The following is an 18,143-nucleotide window of genomic DNA, read 5'->3' as shown; positions in this document are numbered from 1 at the left end:
TTAAGGGTGAACCAGGTTATCACTGAACGGTACACAATTCGCTGAACTTATTCAAAGAACTGACTGATTTTAGCCTTCAGAATATCGATGGCGATGCGGTTTTTACCCCCGCGCGGCACAATGATGTCGGCGTATTGCTTTGAAGGCTCAATAAATTGCAGGAACATTGGACGGACGGTTTTCTGGTATTGCGCCATCACCGAATCCATTGAACGACCACGTTCATTCACATCGCGCTTGATACGGCGCATCAGACAAATATCCAGCGGCGTATCAACAAAAATAGAAAAGTTCATCTCATCGCGCAAACGCGCATCCGTCAGCAGCAAAATGCCTTCCAGGATAATGACTTTCTTCGGTTCGATATGAATAGTGTCTTGCGTACGCGTGTGCTCAACATAGCTATAAACCGGCAGCTCAATGGCAGAGCCGCGTTTCAGCGTTTGCAGATGTTGAAACAGCAGGCTGTGGTCCATCGCGTTCGGATGGTCGTAGTTGGTTTTTACGCGTTCTTCCATCGACAGATGGCTTTGATCTTTGTAATAGCTGTCTTCGGGAATAACGCCAATATGTTCGTCACCGACTTGTTCACGCAATTCGCGATAAAGAGTACTGGCAATAAGGCTCTTGCCGGAAGCCGATGCGCCGGCAATGCCGATAATGACGCACTGATGGGACTGATCAGTCATAAATTTAGCGACCTGATTAACCTGGATGTAAGGAAGGGCGGCGCCGAAACGCCAAACGCGGCAATTATAGGGATTTCAGCGGCGCGATGCCACCCCAGGCTGCACCAATGCTGTCCCTGTCGCAAATTAAAATGGTCAGATTTAGAACAGCCGCTATATTTATTCACCTGCCTTAGGAATTAATAGCTTGGGAGTGTTAATTTATGAGCAGCTGGCGTATAAATTGTAAATTGTTTGTACTAGCATAATCCCAGATTAAATGTGATGCGTCCGGCATCTCTGCTGGGCGACAACGGCTATTTGGGTAGAGTGGTAATGAGTAAACAATCCCAACATGTTTTAGTTACCTTACCCCATCCTCTACTGCGCCTGGCCAGTTTAGGTCTGGTGGCTTTCATCTTTACGTTGTTTTCGCTGGAACTATCACGTTACGGCGCACAGCTTGCCCCTCTGTGGTTTCCAACCTCTATCATGATGGTGGCTTTTTACCGTCACGCGGGAAAGATGTGGCCTGGGATCGCGCTGGCTTGCTCATTCGGTAGCATCGGCGCCTCTTTACTTTTTTTCCCCGGACAGTCGCTTAATTTCTCCTATACGGTCATTAACATTATTGAGGCTGTTGTTGGCGCAATGTTATTGCGTAAACTGCTGCCCTGGTACAATCCCTTACAAAATTTGAATGACTGGGCGCGCCTGGCATTTTGTAGCGCGGTTGTTCCACCACTGTTGGGCGGCATTTTGATGTGGTTGTTGCTGCCGAAGGACACGTCGTTAAATACCTTTCTCATTTGGGTACTGTCAGAATCCATTGGCGCACTGGCGTTGGTGCCGTTAGGTTTACTGTTTAAACCACATTACCTGTTGCGCCATCGCGACCCGCGATTATTGCTTGAGACCCTGATTACCCTGCTGGTGACCTTAACGCTCAGTTGGCTGTCCATGATGTACATTCCATGGCCATTTACCTGCGTTATTGTCCTGCTGATGTGGAGCGCTGTCCGTCTGCCGCGTATGGAGGCGTTTTTAATATTCCTCAGCACCGTGATGATGGTTTCGCTGATGCTGGCTGCCGACCCTTCGCTGCTTTACACCCCGAAACCGAACATGATGACGGACATCCCCTGGTTGCCGTTTTTGATGATCCTGTTGCCAGCTAATATGATGACCATGGTGATGTACGCGTTTCGAGCCGAACGCAAGCACATTTCAGAAAGCGAGTCACGCTTTCGCAACGCCATGGAATATTCCGCGATTGGCATGGCGTTAGTCGGTACCGAGGGGCAATGGTTACAGGCCAATAAAGCCTTGTGTCAGTTTCTGGGCTATAGCCAGGAGGAGTTACGTTCACTGACCTTCCAGCAATTAACCTGGCCGGAAGATTTGAATAACGACATTGAACAGCTGAACATGCTGGCACGCGGAGAGATTAATAGCTATTCCATGGAAAAACGCTATTACACCCGTTCGGGCGACGTCGTCTGGGCGTTGCTGGCCGTTTCGTTGGTGCGTCATAGCGACAATACCCCACTCTATTTTATCGCGCAGGTTGAGGACATTAACGACCTGAAGCATACCGAGTGGATTAACAAACGGTTGATGGAGCGCATTACCCTCGCCAATGAAGCCGGGGGGATTGGGATTTGGGAATGGGAACTACAGCCTGACGTGATCAGCTGGGATAAACGGATGTTCGATCTCTACGAAGTTCCTGCGCATATCAAGCCCAGTTGGCAAGTCTGGTATGAGTGCGTGGTACCCGAAGATCGTGAGTACGCCGAAAATGTGATTCGTGATTCACTGGCCGCACGGGCTCCGTTTAAGCTTGAGTTTCGTATCGCGGTAAAAGATGGCATACGCCATATCCGTTCGTTGGCCAACCGGGTACTGAATAAAGACGGTGAAGTTGAACGCTTACTTGGTATCAATATGGATATGACCGAAGTCAAGCAGCTTAACGAAGCGCTGTTTCAGGAAAAAGAGCGCCTGCACATTACGCTGGATTCAATCGGCGAAGCGGTGATTTGTATTGATGTCGATATGAACGTGACCTTTATGAATCCGGTTGCTGAGAAAATGAGCGGCTGGCAGCAGGACAGTGCCATCGGCATTCCGCTATTGACGGTACTACATATTACTTTTGGCGAGAACGGTCCGCTGATGGAAAATATCTACAGTGCTGACATGTCGCGTACGGCAATCGAACAGGAAGTGGTCCTGCATTGTCGTAACGGCAACAGTTATGACATTCAGTACAGCATCACGCCCCTCAGCACCCTCGACGGCGGCAGCATTGGCTCGGTGTTGGTTATTCAGGACGTTACCGAGTCGCGGAAGATGCTCCGCCAGCTTAGCTACAGCGCCTCGCATGATGACCTGACGCAGTTGGCAAACCGGGTCAGCTTCGAAAACCATCTCAAGCAGTTGCTGCATTCGGTACACGACACGCACCAGCGCCATGTGTTGGTTTTTATCGATTTGGATCGTTTTAAAGCAGTGAACGACAGCGCGGGTCATGCCGCAGGCGATGCCCTGCTGCGTGAACTCTCAGCGCTTATGCTCAGCATGTTGCGATCCAGCGATATGCTGGCGCGCCTGGGCGGCGACGAGTTTGGTCTGTTGCTACCGGATTGTAATATCGAAAGCGCTCGCTTTATTTCAGGTCGCGTCATCAGCGCCATTAATGATTACCACTTCATGTGGGAAGGCCGCTTACACCGTATTGGCGCCAGCGCAGGGATTACGCTCATTGATGAGAAAAACCATGTCGCCAGCGACGTCATGTCTCAAGCGGATATTGCCTGTTATGCGGCGAAAAACAGTGGGCGTGGACGCGTCTGCGTTTATGAACCGCAGCAAAGCCAGGGTCATGCCGCGCGTAGTCAACTGACATTGGATGAACAAAGACACACCATTATGCACAACCCAATGCTGATGATCGCCAGAGGTGTGGCTTCCCCGCGTATACCGGAGACGTTTAGCTTCTGGATTATTTCGCTTCGCTTAGGCACCGCTGAGGGTGAAGTCATTGAGGAGCAAGCCTTCCGCGCCGGGCTGGTCGATCCCGCGTTAAGCAAGGCACTTGACCGTCGGGTATTTAGCGAGTTCTTCCAGAACTCTGCCCAAGCAGTAGCCAGTAAGGGCCTCAGTATTGCCCTGCCCCTTTCCGCCGTCGGCCTGCTCAACACAGAACTTATCGATGAGCTGCTGGAGCACTTGCAACGCAGTCCACTACCGCCGCGATTGCTGCATCTGACCGTTCCGGCAAGCGTCTTCAAAACCAACCCAACGCAGGCTATATCCGCCCTGCATCGACTGCGTCAGTACGGTTGTCGAATTGTATTAAGTCAGGTTGGTCGCGATTTAGAGCTCTTTGACAACCTGAAATATCGCATTGTCGATTACCTGTTGCTCGACAGCGAGCTAAGTGCCAGCGCTCCCGGCAACCTGATCGACGAAATGTGGGTGTCCATTATCCAGGGTCATGCCCAGCGTCTGGACATAAAAACTATCGCCGGGCCGGTGCAGTTGCCACTTATAATGGATACGCTTTCTGGCATCGGTGTTGATATGATTTATGGCGATATTATTGCCGACGCCCAACCGCTGGATCTGTTACTGAATACCAGTAATTTCGCCATCAACTGACGGCTGCCAGCCATCCGTATACCAGATATGCAACAGCGCATAGGAGCGCCAGGGTTTCCAGCGCTCTGCATACCGTCGGATCTGGGCCGGTGTCATGCCGGGAAAACGCTGCTTAATCAGATAGTCATCCGGCAGAAAAACATCTTTCGCCTGCCAACCACGTAGCGCGAAATAGTTGGCGGTCCAGCGCCCTATCCCGGGAAACGTTTGTAGCTGCTTAACGCCTTGTTCGATATCGGCAGGGGCTGTTGTCGCGAGCGTTCCTTCAAGGGTTGCATGAGCCAGGTGGATCAACGCTTCAGCGCGTTTGAGTGGCATTCCTAACGCTTTCAGGTGCAGCGGATCGGCATTGGCAAGCGCTTCCGGCGTAGGAAAACACACATACTCGGGCACATCCTCCAGCGCTTCCCCGTAAGCGTGCGCCACTTTCGCCGTCAGTTTCGCGGCCATCAATACGCTGACTAACTGCCCTAAAATCGCCCGCACCCCTTGCTCAAACGCATCGACACATCCCGGCAGGCGCAGTCCCGGACGCGCCGCACCGAGGCTACCCAGCGCGGCGATAATTTGCTGCGGGCAACAGCCAAGATCGAACAAGCGCGTTATTTTTGCCAGGCACTCGGAAGCTACCGGCTGTAACCCTGTGCTCAACGTCACGTGTAGCACGTTGGCGTGCAGATCCGGGACAACGCGCACCAGACCACGATGCTCCCCTACGGACAGGCTTCTGACATAGCTCAGTTCCTCTACGGTTTCGACACCTTCAACCGCACGGGCGGCAAGAAACCCCAGCATCCAGGGCCAGTCATAAGGCGGTTGCCAGCTCAGCGTGAACATTCAGTTTTCCTTTTTACGCAAACCTACAGCATAAACGGTATTCAATCAGTACGCCTTGCTTTCATATTCCAGTTGTCGGGGCGTCAACTATTCGTTAAAGTCACGCCCCTTCTTCACTGGCATGGGGATTTTTACGGTGTTTATTGGTTTTGACTACGGTACGGCAAACTGTTCAGTGGCCGTTATGCGTGATGGGCAGCCTCACCTGCTCAAAATGGAAAATAACAGCACGTTGCTACCCTCAATGTTGTGCGCACCAACGCGCGAAGCGGTTAGCGAGTGGCTGTATCGCCATCACGACATCCCAACTACGGACGATGAAACGCAGGCGCTGCTTCGCCGTGCGATGCGCTACAACCGCGAAGAAGACATCGACGTTAACGCCAACAGCGTGCAGTTCGGTCTGGCATCGCTGGGTCAGTATATTGAAGACCCGGAAGAGGTGTACTTCGTTAAATCGCCAAAATCATTTTTGGGTGCCAGCGGTCTGAAGCCGCAGCAGGTTGCGCTGTTTGAAGATCTGGTCTGTGCAATGATGCTGCACATTCGCAACCAGGCGCAAAGCCAGCTGCCGGAAGCTATCACTCAGGCCGTGATTGGTCGGCCCATCAACTTCCAGGGATTAGGTGGCGATGACGCCAACACCCAGGCGCAGGGTATTCTTGAACGTGCGGCCAAACGCGCCGGTTTTCAGGATGTCGTCTTCCAGTACGAGCCGGTAGCGGCGGGACTGGATTACGAAGCGACGCTGCAGGAAGAAAAACGCGTGTTGGTGGTGGATATCGGCGGGGGTACGACCGACTGTTCACTGCTGCTGATGGGGCCGCAATGGCATCAGCGTGCCGATCGCGAAAACAGCCTGCTGGGACACAGTGGCTGCCGCGTAGGCGGGAACGATCTGGATATCGCGCTGGCGTTTAAACACCTGATGCCACTGCTGGGTATGGGCGGTGAGACAGAAAAAGGTATCGCCTTACCGATTCTCCCGTGGTGGAACGCGGTCGCAATCAACGACGTTCCCGCGCAAAGTGATTTCTATAGCAGCGCCAACGGTCGACTGCTCAACGATCTTGTCCGCGACGCGAGAGAAGCCGATAAAGTCGCTCTGCTGCTTAAAGTCTGGCGCGAGCGTCTGAGCTATCGCCTGGTGCGCAGTGCAGAAGAGAGCAAAATCGCACTTTCCGACCAGACTATTGTAACGGCGGCGATACCGTTTATCAGCGACACGCTGGCAACCGATATCAATCAACACGGACTGGAAGCTGCGCTCAATCAGCCCCTGGCGCGTATTCTCGAGCAGGTCCAGCTGGCGCTGGACAACGCACAGGAAAAACCGGACGTGATTTATCTGACCGGCGGCAGCGCGCGTTCGCCGCTGATTAAAAAAGCCCTCGCCCAGCAGCTTCCCGGGATCCCTATCGCGGGTGGCGATGACTTCGGTTCTGTCACCGCCGGACTGGCCCGCTGGGCTGACGTTGTTTTCCGCTAAGCCGCTCGCATGCTGAAAAGTGTGCGTATTGACATCATCCTTGCTGTGGCTTATTTTCAGGAGTGAGGGTTAGGGAAGGTTTCCCCTCCCCCTGGTGTCTTAGTAAGCCGGTAAGCTAATGACTAAGAGTATCACCAGTATGATGACGTACTTCATCATAACCCTTTCCTTATTTTGGCCCCTTCCTCGGGAGGGGCTTTCCCGTTCCAGCGTCCCGCTGAAATCTCTGGCTTTCCTCCTTTTTGCCTTGTCAGCACTCTATCGCACAATTGAGTATTCGCTATCTTCACCACCGATTGTTGCGTAACGCCTCGCAAAGCCGCGTCACCATTCAGACGAATCCCGACAGTGTTTCATAATTCCTCCATTTTTCTCCCTTGTTCGCTGGCTAAACTAGTATCATTCCGCGAATCGTTTCAGGATGAGAAACTCATAACAATGAAAGGCAGTAATAAATCCCGCTGGGTGATAGCAATCGTGATCGTCGTGGCCGCCGTCGCCGCCATCTGGTTCTGGCAAAGCCGCAGCGCATCCCAGGGAACCGCACCGGGCGCGACCAAACCCGCGCAGCACACGGCGGGGTCAGGACGGCGTGGAATGCGCTCCGGACCGTTGGCTCCCGTGCAGGCTGCCACCGCCACCGAGGAAGCCGTGCCACGCTATCTGACAGGGCTGGGGACCGTTACTGCCGCAAATACCGCCACGGTGCGTAGTCGGGTGGATGGTCAACTCATCGCCTTACACTTTGAGGAAGGACAACAAGTAAAAGCCGGCGACCTGCTGGCAGAGATAGATCCCAGCCAGTTCAAAGTTGCTCTGGCTCAGGCGCAGGGACAACTGGCAAAAGATAAAGCCACGCTGGCGAATGCCCGTCGCGATCTTGCCCGCTATCAACAGTTGGTTAAAACCAATCTGGTCTCCCGCCAGGAGCTGGATGCCCAGCAGGCGCTGGTCAACGAGACGTTAGGCACAATCAAAGCGGATGAAGCCAGTGTCGCCAGCGCTCAGTTGCAGCTCGACTGGAGCCGGATAACCGCGCCTGTCGATGGTCGTGTCGGCCTGAAACAGGTCGATGTCGGTAACCAAATTTCCAACGGCGATACCACCGGAATCGTCGTCATTACGCAAACGCATCCCATCGACCTGATATTTACGTTGCCTGAAAACGACATTGCTACCGTATTGCAGGCACAAAAATCGGGGAGCCAGCTGAAGGTCGAAGCCTGGGACCGAACCAATTCGCAAAAGCTGAGCGAAGGCGTCCTGCTCAGTCTCGACAATCAGATTGATGCCACCACCGGAACAATCAAAGTAAAGGCTCGTTTTAACAATCAGGATGATGCTTTATTCCCTAACCAGTTCGTTAACGCCCGCATGCTGGTCGACACACAACAAAATGCCGTTGTGATCCCAACTGCCGCCCTGCAAATGGGTAACGAAGGCCACTTTGTCTGGGTACTGAATAGCGACAATAAAGTGAGCAAACACCTGGTTAAACCGGGAGTTCAGGATAGCCAAAAAGTGGTGGTTACTGCCGGGCTGTCTGCGGGCGATCGGGTCGTGACCGACGGTATTGATCGTCTGACGGAAGGCGCAAAAGTCGAAGTCGTTGAGGCGCACGACGCCTCTGTTCAGGACGAGAAAACAGCGCCACGCGGATACGGCAAAAAAGGAGCTAACTCCTGATGCAGGTGTTACCTCCGGACAACACAGGCGGACCATCGCGCCTGTTTATTCTGCGCCCCGTCGCCACCACGCTGCTGATGGTCGCGATTTTGCTTGCCGGTATTATCGGTTATCGCTTCCTGCCAATCGCCGCCTTACCTGAAGTGGATTACCCCACGATTCAGGTCGTTACGCTCTACCCTGGCGCCAGCCCGGACGTCATGACCTCGGCGGTCACCGCACCGCTTGAACGTCAGTTTGGACAGATGTCTGGCTTAAAACAGATGTCATCACAAAGCTCCGGTGGCGCATCGGTCGTTACGTTACAGTTTCAACTGACGCTCCCGTTGGATGTTGCCGAGCAGGAAGTTCAGGCCGCGATTAACGCCGCCACCAATTTATTACCCAGCGATCTCCCTAACCCTCCGGTCTACAGCAAGGTAAACCCGGCAGATCCGCCGATCATGACGCTGGCGGTCACATCCAGCGCCATGCCGATGACGCAGGTGGAAGATATGGTCGAAACCCGCGTCGCGCAGAAAATCTCTCAGGTATCCGGCGTGGGCCTGGTAACACTTTCCGGTGGGCAACGTCCGGCGGTCCGCGTGAAGCTTAACGCTCAGGCCATTGCCGCACTCGGTCTGACCAGCGAAACCATCCGTACGGCCATTACCGGTGCCAACGTCAATTCGGCAAAAGGGAGTCTTGATGGTCCAACGCGTGCCGTTACCCTTTCAGCCAACGACCAGATGCAGTCCGCGGATGAATATCGTCAGCTCATTGTTGCCTATAAAAACGGGGCACCGGTTCGTCTGGGCGATGTCGCCACCGTTGAGCAAGGGGCCGAAAACAGCTGGCTGGGCGCATGGGCCAATAAGCAACAAGCTATAGTAATGAATGTTCAGCGCCAACCTGGCGCAAACATCATCTCCACGGCAGACAGTATCCGCCAGATGCTACCGCAGCTCACCGAGAGCCTGCCCAAATCGGTTAAGGTCAGCGTACTTTCCGATCGTACAACCAATATTCGTGCGTCCGTAGCGGATACCCAATTTGAATTGATGCTGGCGATTGCGCTGGTAGTCATGATTATCTACCTGTTTTTGCGCAATATTCCGGCAACTATTATTCCTGCAGTCGCCGTACCGTTATCGTTAATCGGTACTTTCGCGGTGATGGTATTTCTTGATTTCTCCATCAACAACCTGACCCTCATGGCGCTAACCATCGCGACAGGCTTTGTGGTGGATGACGCTATCGTGGTTATCGAGAATATTTCACGCTATATCGAAAAAGGCGAAAAACCGCTGACTGCTGCCCTGAAGGGCGCGGGCGAGATTGGTTTTACCATCATCTCTCTGACATTTTCACTGATCGCCGTACTGATCCCGCTGCTATTTATGGGTGATATCGTAGGTCGATTATTCCGGGAGTTCGCTGTGACGCTGGCCATAGCGATTCTGATTTCCGCCGTTGTCTCGCTCACTCTTACGCCGATGATGTGCGCGCGTATGCTGAATCAGGCCTCATTGCGTAAGCAAAACCGCTTCTCCCGTGCCTCAGAGCGCATGTTTGATCGCGTTATTGCCGGGTACGGCCACTGGCTGGCGAAAGTGCTCAACCATCCGTGGCTCACGCTGAGCGTTGCGCTCGGCACGCTGGCGCTGAGCGTTATGCTATGGGTCTTTATCCCCAAAGGCTTCTTTCCTATCCAGGATAACGGCATTATCCAGGGCACGCTACAGGCACCGCAGTCCAGCTCATTTGCCAGCATGGCCCAGCGCCAGCGTCAGGTTTCAGATGTCATTCTGAAAGATCCGGCGGTAGAAAGCCTGACCGCTTTTGTCGGTGTGGACGGCACTAATACGGCATTGAACAGCGCGCGCTTACAAATCAACCTTAAGCCGCTGGATGAACGTGACGATCGGGTGCAGAAAGTGATTGCGCGCCTACAGGATGCGGTTGACAGAGTTCCCGGCGTTGACCTTTATCTTCAGCCCACTCAGGACCTGACGATTGATACTCAGGTCAGCCGGACGCAATATCAGTTCACGCTGCAAGCGACATCCCTTGATGCCCTCAGCACCTGGGTTCCACAGCTGATAGCAAAACTAAATCAGCTACCGCAACTGTCCGATGTCAGTAGCGACTGGCAGGACAAAGGGCTGGTAGCGTATGTGAACGTCAATCGCGACAGCGCCAGCCGTTTGGGCATCAGCATGTCAGATGTCGACAACGCCCTGTACAACGCCTTCGGCCAGCGACTGATTTCAACCATCTACACCCAGGCAAATCAGTATCGCGTGGTGTTAGAACATGACACCAACAATACGCCAGGGCTTGCGGCACTGGATACAATTCGTCTGACCAGTAGCGACGGCGGCATGGTACCGCTCAGCGCGATCGCCAGTGTTGATCAGCGTTTTGCCCCGCTGTCGATTAACCACCTCGATCAGTTCCCGGTCACCACCATCTCGTTCAACGTGCCAGACGAGTGGTCGCTGGGTGATGCGGTACAGGCGATTCTGGATGCCGAAAAAACGCTTAACCTGCCCGCCAATATTACCACCCAGTTCCAGGGCAGTACGCTCGCTTTCCAGGCCGCGCTGGGAAATACCATCTGGTTGATTGTGGCTGCGGTTGTCGCGATGTATATCGTCCTCGGCGTGCTGTATGAGAGCTTTATTCACCCAATTACTATTCTCTCCACGCTGCCGACGGCGGGCGTCGGGGCGCTTCTGGCGTTAATGATTGCCGGGAGCGAACTGGACGTCATCGCGATTATCGGCATTATTTTGCTCATCGGTATCGTCAAGAAAAACGCCATCATGATGATCGACTTTGCCCTTGCCGCGGAGCGCGAACAGGGAATGTCACCACGCGATGCCATTTTCCAGGCTTGTCTGCTGCGTTTTCGCCCGATCCTGATGACTACACTGGCGGCACTGCTCGGCGCGTTGCCGCTGATGTTGAGTACCGGCGTGGGCGCAGAGTTACGTCGTCCATTAGGTATTGGCATGGTCGGTGGGCTGCTGGTGAGTCAGGTATTAACCCTGTTTACCACTCCGGTGATTTATCTGCTGTTTGACCGTCTCTCGTTGTACGTGAAAAGCCGCTTCCCGCGTCAGGAAGAGGAAGCGTAAATGAAATTTTTCGCGCTTTTCATTCATCGTCCGGTGGCGACCATTCTCATTTCGGTAGCCATCACCCTGTGCGGCATACTCGGATTTCGTCTGCTGCCGGTCGCTCCGCTACCGCAGGTGGATTTTCCGGTGATCATGGTCAGCGCATCGTTACCGGGTGCCTCACCCGAAACGATGGCGTCCTCGGTCGCAACTCCGCTGGAGCGCTCGCTGGGGCGCATTGCGGGCGTGAACGAAATGACATCAAGCAGTTCACTTGGCAGTACGCGTATTATTCTCGAATTCAAATTCGACCGTGACATCAATGGCGCGGCGCGGGACGTTCAGGCCGCAATTAACGCCGCGCAAAGTCTGCTACCCAGCGGGATGCCGAGCCGACCAACGTATCGCAAAGCCAACCCTTCCGATGCGCCAATCATGATCCTGACGCTGACGTCGGACACGTACTCGCAAGGTGAATTGTACGATTTCGCATCAACACAACTGGCGCAGACCATCGCACAGATCGACGGCGTGGGCGACGTGGACGTTGGAGGCAGCTCACTGCCTGCGGTGCGTGTAGGGCTTAATCCGCAGGCGCTGTTTAACCAGGGCGTGTCGCTGGACGACGTGCGTAGCGCAATTGACAACGCCAATGTACGTAAGCCGCAGGGCGCTATCGAGAATGATACCCACCGTTGGCAGGTACAAACCAACGATGAGCTGAAAACCGCCGCCGAATACCAGCCGATTATCATCCACTACAATAACGGCGCGGCGGTGCGACTGGGCGACATTGCGTCTGTAACCGACTCGGTGCAGGACGTACGCAACGCGGGGATGACCAATGCCAAACCGGCCATTCTGCTGATGATCCGCAAGCTACCGGAAGCCAATATTATTCAGACGGTAGACAGCATTCGCGCCAAATTGCCGGAGCTACAAACGCTGGTCCCGGCCGCTATCGATCTGCAAATCGCCCAGGACCGCTCGCCGACTATTCGCGCCTCGCTGGAAGAAGTCGAACAGACGCTGATTATCTCCGTGGCGCTGGTTATCCTGGTGGTCTTTATTTTCCTGCGCTCCGGGCGTGCGACGCTGATCCCCGCGGTAGCGGTTCCGGTCTCGCTGATCGGTACCTTTGCCGCCATGTATCTGTGTGGATTCAGCCTGAACAACCTGTCGTTGATGGCGTTAACCATTGCCACGGGATTTGTCGTCGATGACGCCATCGTGGTGCTGGAAAATATTGCCCGCCACCTGGAAGCAGGAATGAAGCCGCTCCAGGCGGCGTTACAGGGTACGCGCGAAGTGGGATTCACCGTGCTCTCCATGAGTCTGTCGCTGGTGGCGGTGTTCCTGCCACTGCTGTTAATGGGCGGATTGCCTGGGCGCTTGCTACGCGAATTTGCCGTCACGCTGTCGGTTGCTATCGGTATCTCGCTGCTGGTGTCGCTGACATTAACGCCAATGATGTGCGGCTGGATGCTCAAATCCAGCACCCCGCGCGAACAGTCTCGCAAACGGGGTTTTGGTCGTGTGCTAGTGGCGCTGCAACAGAGTTACGGCACCTCGCTTAAATGGGTGCTACGCCATACGCGGCTGGTAGGCGTGGTGTTACTTGGTACCATCGCGCTGAATATCTGGCTTTATATTTCCATCCCCAAAACCTTCTTCCCGGAGCAGGATACCGGCGTATTGATGGGTGGGATCCAGGCCGACCAGAGCATCTCATTTCAGGCGATGCGCGGCAAACTGCAGGACTTTATGAAGATCATCCGCGACGACCCGGCGGTAAATAACGTCACCGGTTTTACCGGTGGTTCGCGGGTCAACAGCGGGATGATGTTTATTACCCTCAAGCCACGTGATGAGCGCCATGAAACGGCTCAGCAAGTGATCGACCGCCTGCGCGTCGCGCTTTCAAAAGAGCCAGGTGCGAATCTGTTTTTAATGGCGGTGCAAGATATTCGCGTTGGTGGACGCCAGGCCAACGCCAGCTATCAATACACATTGCTGTCCGACGATCTCGCGGCGCTGCGTGAGTGGGAACCGAAAATCCGTAAGGCGCTTGCCGCCCTGCCCCAACTGGCAGACGTTAACTCCGATCAGCAGGACAATGGCGCGGAGATGAATCTGATTTACGATCGCGACACCATGTCTCGTCTGGGGATCGACGTGGCAGCCGCCAACAGCCTGTTGAATAATGCTTTCGGACAACGACAGATCTCTACCATCTATCAGCCGATGAACCAGTACAAAGTGGTGATGGAGGTCGATCGACGTTACACCCAGGACATCAGCGCACTGGACAAAATGTTCGTCATCAACAATGACGGTAAAGCGATCCCGTTATCGTACTTTGCTAAATGGCAGCCGGCGAATGCGCCGCTGTCTGTGAACCATCAGGGTTTGTCTGCCGCCTCAACCGTGTCGTTTAACCTGCCGACAGGTTCTTCACTGTCAGAAGCGACAGAGGCCATCAACAGAACCATGACCCAGCTAGGCGTCCCTTCCACGGTTCGCGGTAGCTTTGCCGGTACCGCACAGGTATTTCAGGACACCATGAATTCGCAGGTGATCCTGATTATCGCCGCCATCGCCACGGTTTATATCGTGCTGGGTATGCTGTATGAAAGCTATGTCCATCCGCTGACCATTCTCTCCACGCTACCTTCGGCTGGCGTCGGGGCGTTGTTAGCGCTGGAGCTGTTCAATGCCCCATTCAGCCTAATCGCCCTGATAGGGATCATGCTATTAATTGGCATTGTGAAGAAAAACGCCATCATGATGGTCGATTTTGCGCTGGAAGCGCAGAGAAACGGCAAGCTACAGCCGGAAGAAGCTATTTTCCAGGCCTGCTTGTTGCGCTTTCGCCCAATAATGATGACCACGCTGGCGGCGTTGTTTGGCGCGTTGCCGTTGGTGTTATCCGCAGGCGATGGCTCTGAACTGCGTCAGCCTTTGGGGATAACCATTGTCGGTGGGCTGGTCGTGAGCCAGCTCCTGACGCTGTACACCACGCCCGTGGTCTATCTCTTTTTCGACCGTCTGCGTCTGCGTTTTTCGCGTAAAAACAGCAAACCGGTAGCAGAGTTATGACAGAACTTCCCGACAGCACCCGCTGGCAACTTTGGATTGTGGCATTTGGCTTTTTTATGCAGTCGCTGGATACCACCATCGTTAACACCGCGCTTCCCTCGATGGCGGCAAGCCTCGGGGAAAGCCCGTTACACATGCATATGGTCATTGTGTCATATGTTTTAACTGTTGCCGTGATGCTGCCCGCCAGCGGATGGCTGGCGGACAAAGTTGGCGTGCGTAATATCTTCTTCACCGCCATCATCCTGTTTACGCTTGGCTCGCTGTTTTGCGCCGGGTCGAGCACACTCAACGAACTGGTGATGGCGCGCGTCTTACAAGGCGTTGGCGGCGCGATGATGGTGCCGGTCGGCAGGCTAACGGTGATGAAAATCGTCCCGCGTGAGCAATATATGGCGGCAATGACGTTTGTCACTTTACCCGGTCAAATCGGCCCGCTGCTGGGCCCGGCATTAGGCGGAATTCTGGTTGAATACGCCTCCTGGCACTGGATATTTTTGATTAACATTCCGGTAGGCATTGTCGGCGCGATAGCGACGTTAATGCTGATGCCCAACTACACCATGCAAACCCGACGTTTCGACCTCTCAGGGTTCGCGATGCTGGCGGTCGGCATGGCGGTACTGACGCTGGCGCTCGATGGCAGCAAAGGAACCGGCCTCTCCAGTATCACGCTGGCGGCGCTGGTTATCTGCGGGGTATTGGCTATTGCGCTGTATCTGAAACACGCCCATCGTAATCCGCGTGCGCTATTCAGCCTGAATCTGTTTCGCACACCAACCTTCTCGCTAGGTCTGTTCGGCAGTTTTGCCGGACGCATCGGCAGCGGCATGTTGCCGTTTATGACACCGGTGTTTTTACAGATTGGCCTCGGTTTTTCACCTTTTCATGCCGGGCTGATGATGATCCCGATGGTGCTGGGCAGTATGGGCATGAAGCGCATTGTGGTGCAGGTCGTTAACCGCTTTGGTTACCGTCGTGTACTGATTACCACTACGCTTGGCCTGTCGCTGGTCAGTCTGTTGCTAATGACCACGGCACTGCTGGGCTGGTATTACGCCCTGCCCTTCGTGCTGTTTTTACAGGGAATGGTCAACTCAACGCGTTTTTCATCCATGAACACACTTACGTTAAAAGATCTGCCTGACGATCTGGCCAGCAGCGGTAACAGCCTGCTGTCGATGATCATGCAGCTATCGATGAGTATTGGTGTGACCATCGCAGGCCTGCTGCTGGGCATGTTCGGCCAACAGCATATCGCCATCGACAGCGGAAGTACGCATACCGTCTTTATGTATACCTGGCTGTGCATCGCCTTCATTATTGCGCTGCCCGCCATTATTTTTGCCCGCGTGCCGAACGACACGCAAACCAACGCGGTGATTTCACGGCGCAAAAGGAGCACCTGATGAAGTTCTGGCGGCCCGGTATCACCGGCAAACTGTTTCTGGCGATTTTCGCCACCTGCATTGTGTTGCTGATCAGCATGCACTGGGCCGTACGCATTAGCTTCGAACGTGGTTTTATTGACTATATCAAGCACGGCAACGAGCAGCGGCTGCAAATGCTCAGCGACGCATTAAGCGAGCAGTACGAGCAGCACGGCAACTGGCGATTCTTACGCAATAACGATCGTTTTGTTTTCCAGATCCTGCGCTCTTTTGAACACGACAACGACGATGATAAACCGGGTCCAGGCATGCCACCGCACGGCTGGCGTACACAGTTTTGGGTTGTCGACCAAAACGCCCGTGTTCTTGTCGGCCCGCGCGGCCCAGTTCCTCGCGACGGCATGCGCCATCCCATACGCGTTAACGGTAGCGAAGTGGGCGCCGTGATTGCCTCTCCTGTGGAACGCTTAACGCGGAATACGGATATCAATTTCGACATGCAGCAACGACGATCCAGCTGGCTTATCGTTGCGCTCTCCACGATCCTGGCCGCGCTGGCGACGTTTACGCTGGCGCGCAGCCTGCTGGCCCCGGTTAAGCGGTTGGTGGAAGGCACGCACAAACTGGCAGCGGGCGATTTCACCACTCGCGTTACGCCAACCAGTACGGATGAGCTGGGCAAGCTGGCGCAGGACTTCAACCAGCTCGCCAGTACGTTGGAAAAAAACCAGCAGATGCGTCGTGACTTTATGGCCGATATTTCTCACGAATTGCGTACGCCATTGGCGGTGTTGCGCGGTGAGCTGGAGGCCATTCAGGATGGTGTACGCCAGTTTACCCCTGACTCCGTTGCCTCGTTGCAGGCTGAAGTGGGTACGCTCACCAAACTGGTTGACGACCTTCATCAGCTCTCCATGTCAGATGAAGGCGCGCTGGCCTACCAGAAAATATCGCTGGACCTCATCCCCCTATTGGAAGTGGCAAGCGGCGCATTTCGTGAACGCTTCGCCAGCCGTGGCTTGACCATACAGCTTTCGCTCCCCGACAGCATGACGGTATTTGGTGACAGGGATCGTCTGATGCAGCTGTTCAACAACCTGCTGGAAAACAGTCTGCGCTACACCGATAACGGTGGCGGGTTGCATATCAGCGCCGAACAACGCGAACGCATGGTGTTATTAACCTTCGCAGATTCCGCTCCCGGCGTAAGTGACGAGCAGTTACAGAAGCTGTTTGAACGATTTTATCGCACCGAAGGCTCGCGCAACCGCGCCAGCGGAGGTTCCGGGTTAGGGCTGGCGATTTGCGTCAATATAGTACAAGCGCATAATGGTCTGATTCGTGCCGCCCATTCGCCTTTTGGTGGGGTTAGCATTACAGTAGAGTTACCGCTGGAACGCGATTTACAGAGAGATGTATGACTGAGTTACCCATTGATGAAAACACACCGCGTATTCTGATCGTGGAAGATGAGCCTAAGCTGGGGCAACTGCTGATCGACTACCTGCGGGCAGCGAGCTATGCCCCTACGCTGCTCAACCACGGCGATCTGGTTCTGCCTTACGTGCACCAAACGCCGCCCGATCTGATCTTGTTGGATCTGATGCTGCCCGGTACCGACGGTCTGACTCTGTGTCGGGAAATCCGCCGCTTCTCAGAAGTCCCCATCATGATGGTAACCGCTAAAATCGAAGAGATTGATCGCCTGCTGGGGTTGGAGATCGGTGCTGATGATTATATTTGTAAACCTTACAGCCCGCGCGAAGTCGTTGCTCGCGTGAAAACAATTCTACGCCGCTGCAAACCGCAGCGCGAACTACAACAAATGGATGCAGACAGCCCGCTTATCGTCGATGAAGGCCGTTTTCAGGCCTCCTGGCGTGGGAAGATGCTCGATTTAACGCCCGCCGAATTCCGCTTACTTAAAACGTTGTCACATGAGCCGGGAAAAGTGTTCTCCCGTGAACAGTTGCTCAATCATCTCTATGACGATTACCGCGTCGTTACCGACCGCACCATCGACAGCCATATTAAGAACCTGCGACGCAAGCTAGAGTCGCTGGATGCCGAGCAGTCGTTTATCCGCGCGGTTTATGGCGTGGGGTATCGCTGGGAAGCCGACGCCTGCCGAATTGCTTAAACTCTCCTGCCCTTCAGGGCTCCGTTGCTCCGTGGGCCCTGGTAACTAGCAACTCTCCAAATA

General features: G+C 54.3%; 11 protein-coding genes. 8 read left to right on the top strand and 3 right to left on the bottom strand.

Annotated features, from left to right (window positions below; translation table 11 throughout):
- Positions 1 to 47: 47 nt before the first annotated feature.
- Positions 48 to 689 carry a uridine kinase gene (udk, locus tag OGY10_RS03250; protein ID WP_003036776.1) on the bottom strand — a complete coding sequence of 214 codons (642 nt, stop codon included), beginning with the start codon at positions 687 to 689 and terminating at the stop codon, positions 48 to 50.
- A gap of 315 nt (positions 690 to 1,004) precedes the next feature.
- On the opposite strand from udk, the gene OGY10_RS03245 reads away from it, so the two are divergent.
- Positions 1,005 to 4,334, top strand: coding sequence for a diguanylate cyclase (locus tag OGY10_RS03245; protein ID WP_286576235.1), 3,330 nt, complete (start codon positions 1,005 to 1,007; stop codon positions 4,332 to 4,334).
- On the opposite strand, the gene alkA is transcribed toward OGY10_RS03245, so the two are convergent.
- The gene (gene alkA, locus OGY10_RS03240) at positions 4,302 to 5,171 is read right to left on the bottom strand and encodes a DNA-3-methyladenine glycosylase 2 (RefSeq protein ID WP_267442119.1); all 870 of its coding nucleotides are present in this window, start codon (positions 5,169 to 5,171) and stop codon (positions 4,302 to 4,304) included. The two genes, OGY10_RS03245 and alkA, sit on opposite strands and share 33 nt — an antisense overlap.
- A 136-nt stretch (positions 5,172 to 5,307) precedes the next feature.
- Between alkA and yegD the strand changes: the two genes are divergently transcribed.
- Positions 5,308 to 6,660 carry a molecular chaperone gene (gene yegD / locus OGY10_RS03235; protein WP_032943940.1) on the top strand — a complete coding sequence of 451 codons (1,353 nt, stop codon included), beginning with the start codon at positions 5,308 to 5,310 and terminating at the stop codon, positions 6,658 to 6,660.
- Between the two features lie 99 nt (positions 6,661 to 6,759).
- Here yegD and OGY10_RS03230 read toward each other — a convergent pair whose 3' ends face one another.
- Positions 6,760 to 6,819: a type I toxin-antitoxin system Ibs family toxin gene (locus OGY10_RS03230; protein WP_106672390.1), complete on the bottom strand. Its 60-nt coding sequence runs from the start codon at positions 6,817 to 6,819 to the stop codon at positions 6,760 to 6,762.
- Between the two features lie 279 nt (positions 6,820 to 7,098).
- On the opposite strand from OGY10_RS03230, the gene OGY10_RS03225 reads away from it, so the two are divergent.
- The 6 genes from OGY10_RS03225 to baeR are packed head-to-tail and all read left to right on the top strand — an operon-like array spanning position 7,099 to position 18,080.
- Positions 7,099 to 8,346, top strand: coding sequence for an MdtA/MuxA family multidrug efflux RND transporter periplasmic adaptor subunit (locus OGY10_RS03225; protein WP_032943941.1), 1,248 nt, complete (start codon positions 7,099 to 7,101; stop codon positions 8,344 to 8,346).
- On the top strand, positions 8,346 to 11,468 hold the full coding sequence (locus OGY10_RS03220) for an MdtB/MuxB family multidrug efflux RND transporter permease subunit (protein ID WP_286576231.1): 3,123 nt from the start codon (positions 8,346 to 8,348) through the stop codon (positions 11,466 to 11,468). The genes OGY10_RS03225 and OGY10_RS03220 overlap by 1 nt, the downstream gene beginning before the upstream one ends.
- Positions 11,469 to 14,549: a multidrug efflux RND transporter permease subunit MdtC gene (mdtC, locus tag OGY10_RS03215; protein ID WP_286576229.1), complete on the top strand. Its 3,081-nt coding sequence runs from the start codon at positions 11,469 to 11,471 to the stop codon at positions 14,547 to 14,549. It abuts the gene before it with no gap.
- A complete protein-coding gene (locus OGY10_RS03210; RefSeq protein WP_003834276.1) occupies positions 14,546 to 15,958 on the top strand; it encodes an MFS transporter in 1,413 nt (470 codons plus the stop codon). The genes mdtC and OGY10_RS03210 overlap by 4 nt, the downstream gene beginning before the upstream one ends.
- The gene (gene baeS, locus OGY10_RS03205) at positions 15,958 to 17,361 is read left to right on the top strand and encodes an envelope stress sensor histidine kinase BaeS (RefSeq protein ID WP_267456709.1); all 1,404 of its coding nucleotides are present in this window, start codon (positions 15,958 to 15,960) and stop codon (positions 17,359 to 17,361) included. Before OGY10_RS03210 ends, baeS begins: the two co-directional genes overlap by 1 nt.
- Complete coding sequence (baeR, locus tag OGY10_RS03200; protein WP_191227025.1) at positions 17,358 to 18,080, top strand: envelope stress response regulator BaeR; 723 nt, start codon at positions 17,358 to 17,360, stop codon at positions 18,078 to 18,080. The genes baeS and baeR overlap by 4 nt, the downstream gene beginning before the upstream one ends.
- Positions 18,081 to 18,143: the final 63 nt, after the last annotated feature.

The sequence above is a fragment of the Citrobacter sp. Cpo148 genome, from assembly GCF_030332375.1.
GTDB classification, from domain to species: Bacteria; Pseudomonadota; Gammaproteobacteria; order Enterobacterales; family Enterobacteriaceae; genus Citrobacter; species Citrobacter portucalensis.
The sequence above is the reverse complement of the archived record's forward strand: the minus strand, read 5'-3'. Positions and strand labels throughout refer to the sequence as shown.

Coding starts and splice junctions, on each gene's coding strand:
- OGY10_RS03245 (WP_286576235.1), top strand. CDS start 1,005: ATGAGTAAACAATCCCAACATGTTTTAGTTACCTTACCCCATCCTCTA.
- mdtC (WP_286576229.1), top strand. CDS start 11,469: ATGAAATTTTTCGCGCTTTTCATTCATCGTCCGGTGGCGACCATTCTC.
- OGY10_RS03210 (WP_003834276.1), top strand. CDS start 14,546: ATGACAGAACTTCCCGACAGCACCCGCTGGCAACTTTGGATTGTGGCA.
- udk (WP_003036776.1), bottom strand. CDS start 689: ATGACTGATCAGTCCCATCAGTGCGTCATTATCGGCATTGCCGGCGCA.
- alkA (WP_267442119.1), bottom strand. CDS start 5,171: ATGTTCACGCTGAGCTGGCAACCGCCTTATGACTGGCCCTGGATGCTG.
- baeR (WP_191227025.1), top strand. CDS start 17,358: ATGACTGAGTTACCCATTGATGAAAACACACCGCGTATTCTGATCGTG.
- OGY10_RS03225 (WP_032943941.1), top strand. CDS start 7,099: ATGAAAGGCAGTAATAAATCCCGCTGGGTGATAGCAATCGTGATCGTC.
- OGY10_RS03220 (WP_286576231.1), top strand. CDS start 8,346: ATGCAGGTGTTACCTCCGGACAACACAGGCGGACCATCGCGCCTGTTT.
- baeS (WP_267456709.1), top strand. CDS start 15,958: ATGAAGTTCTGGCGGCCCGGTATCACCGGCAAACTGTTTCTGGCGATT.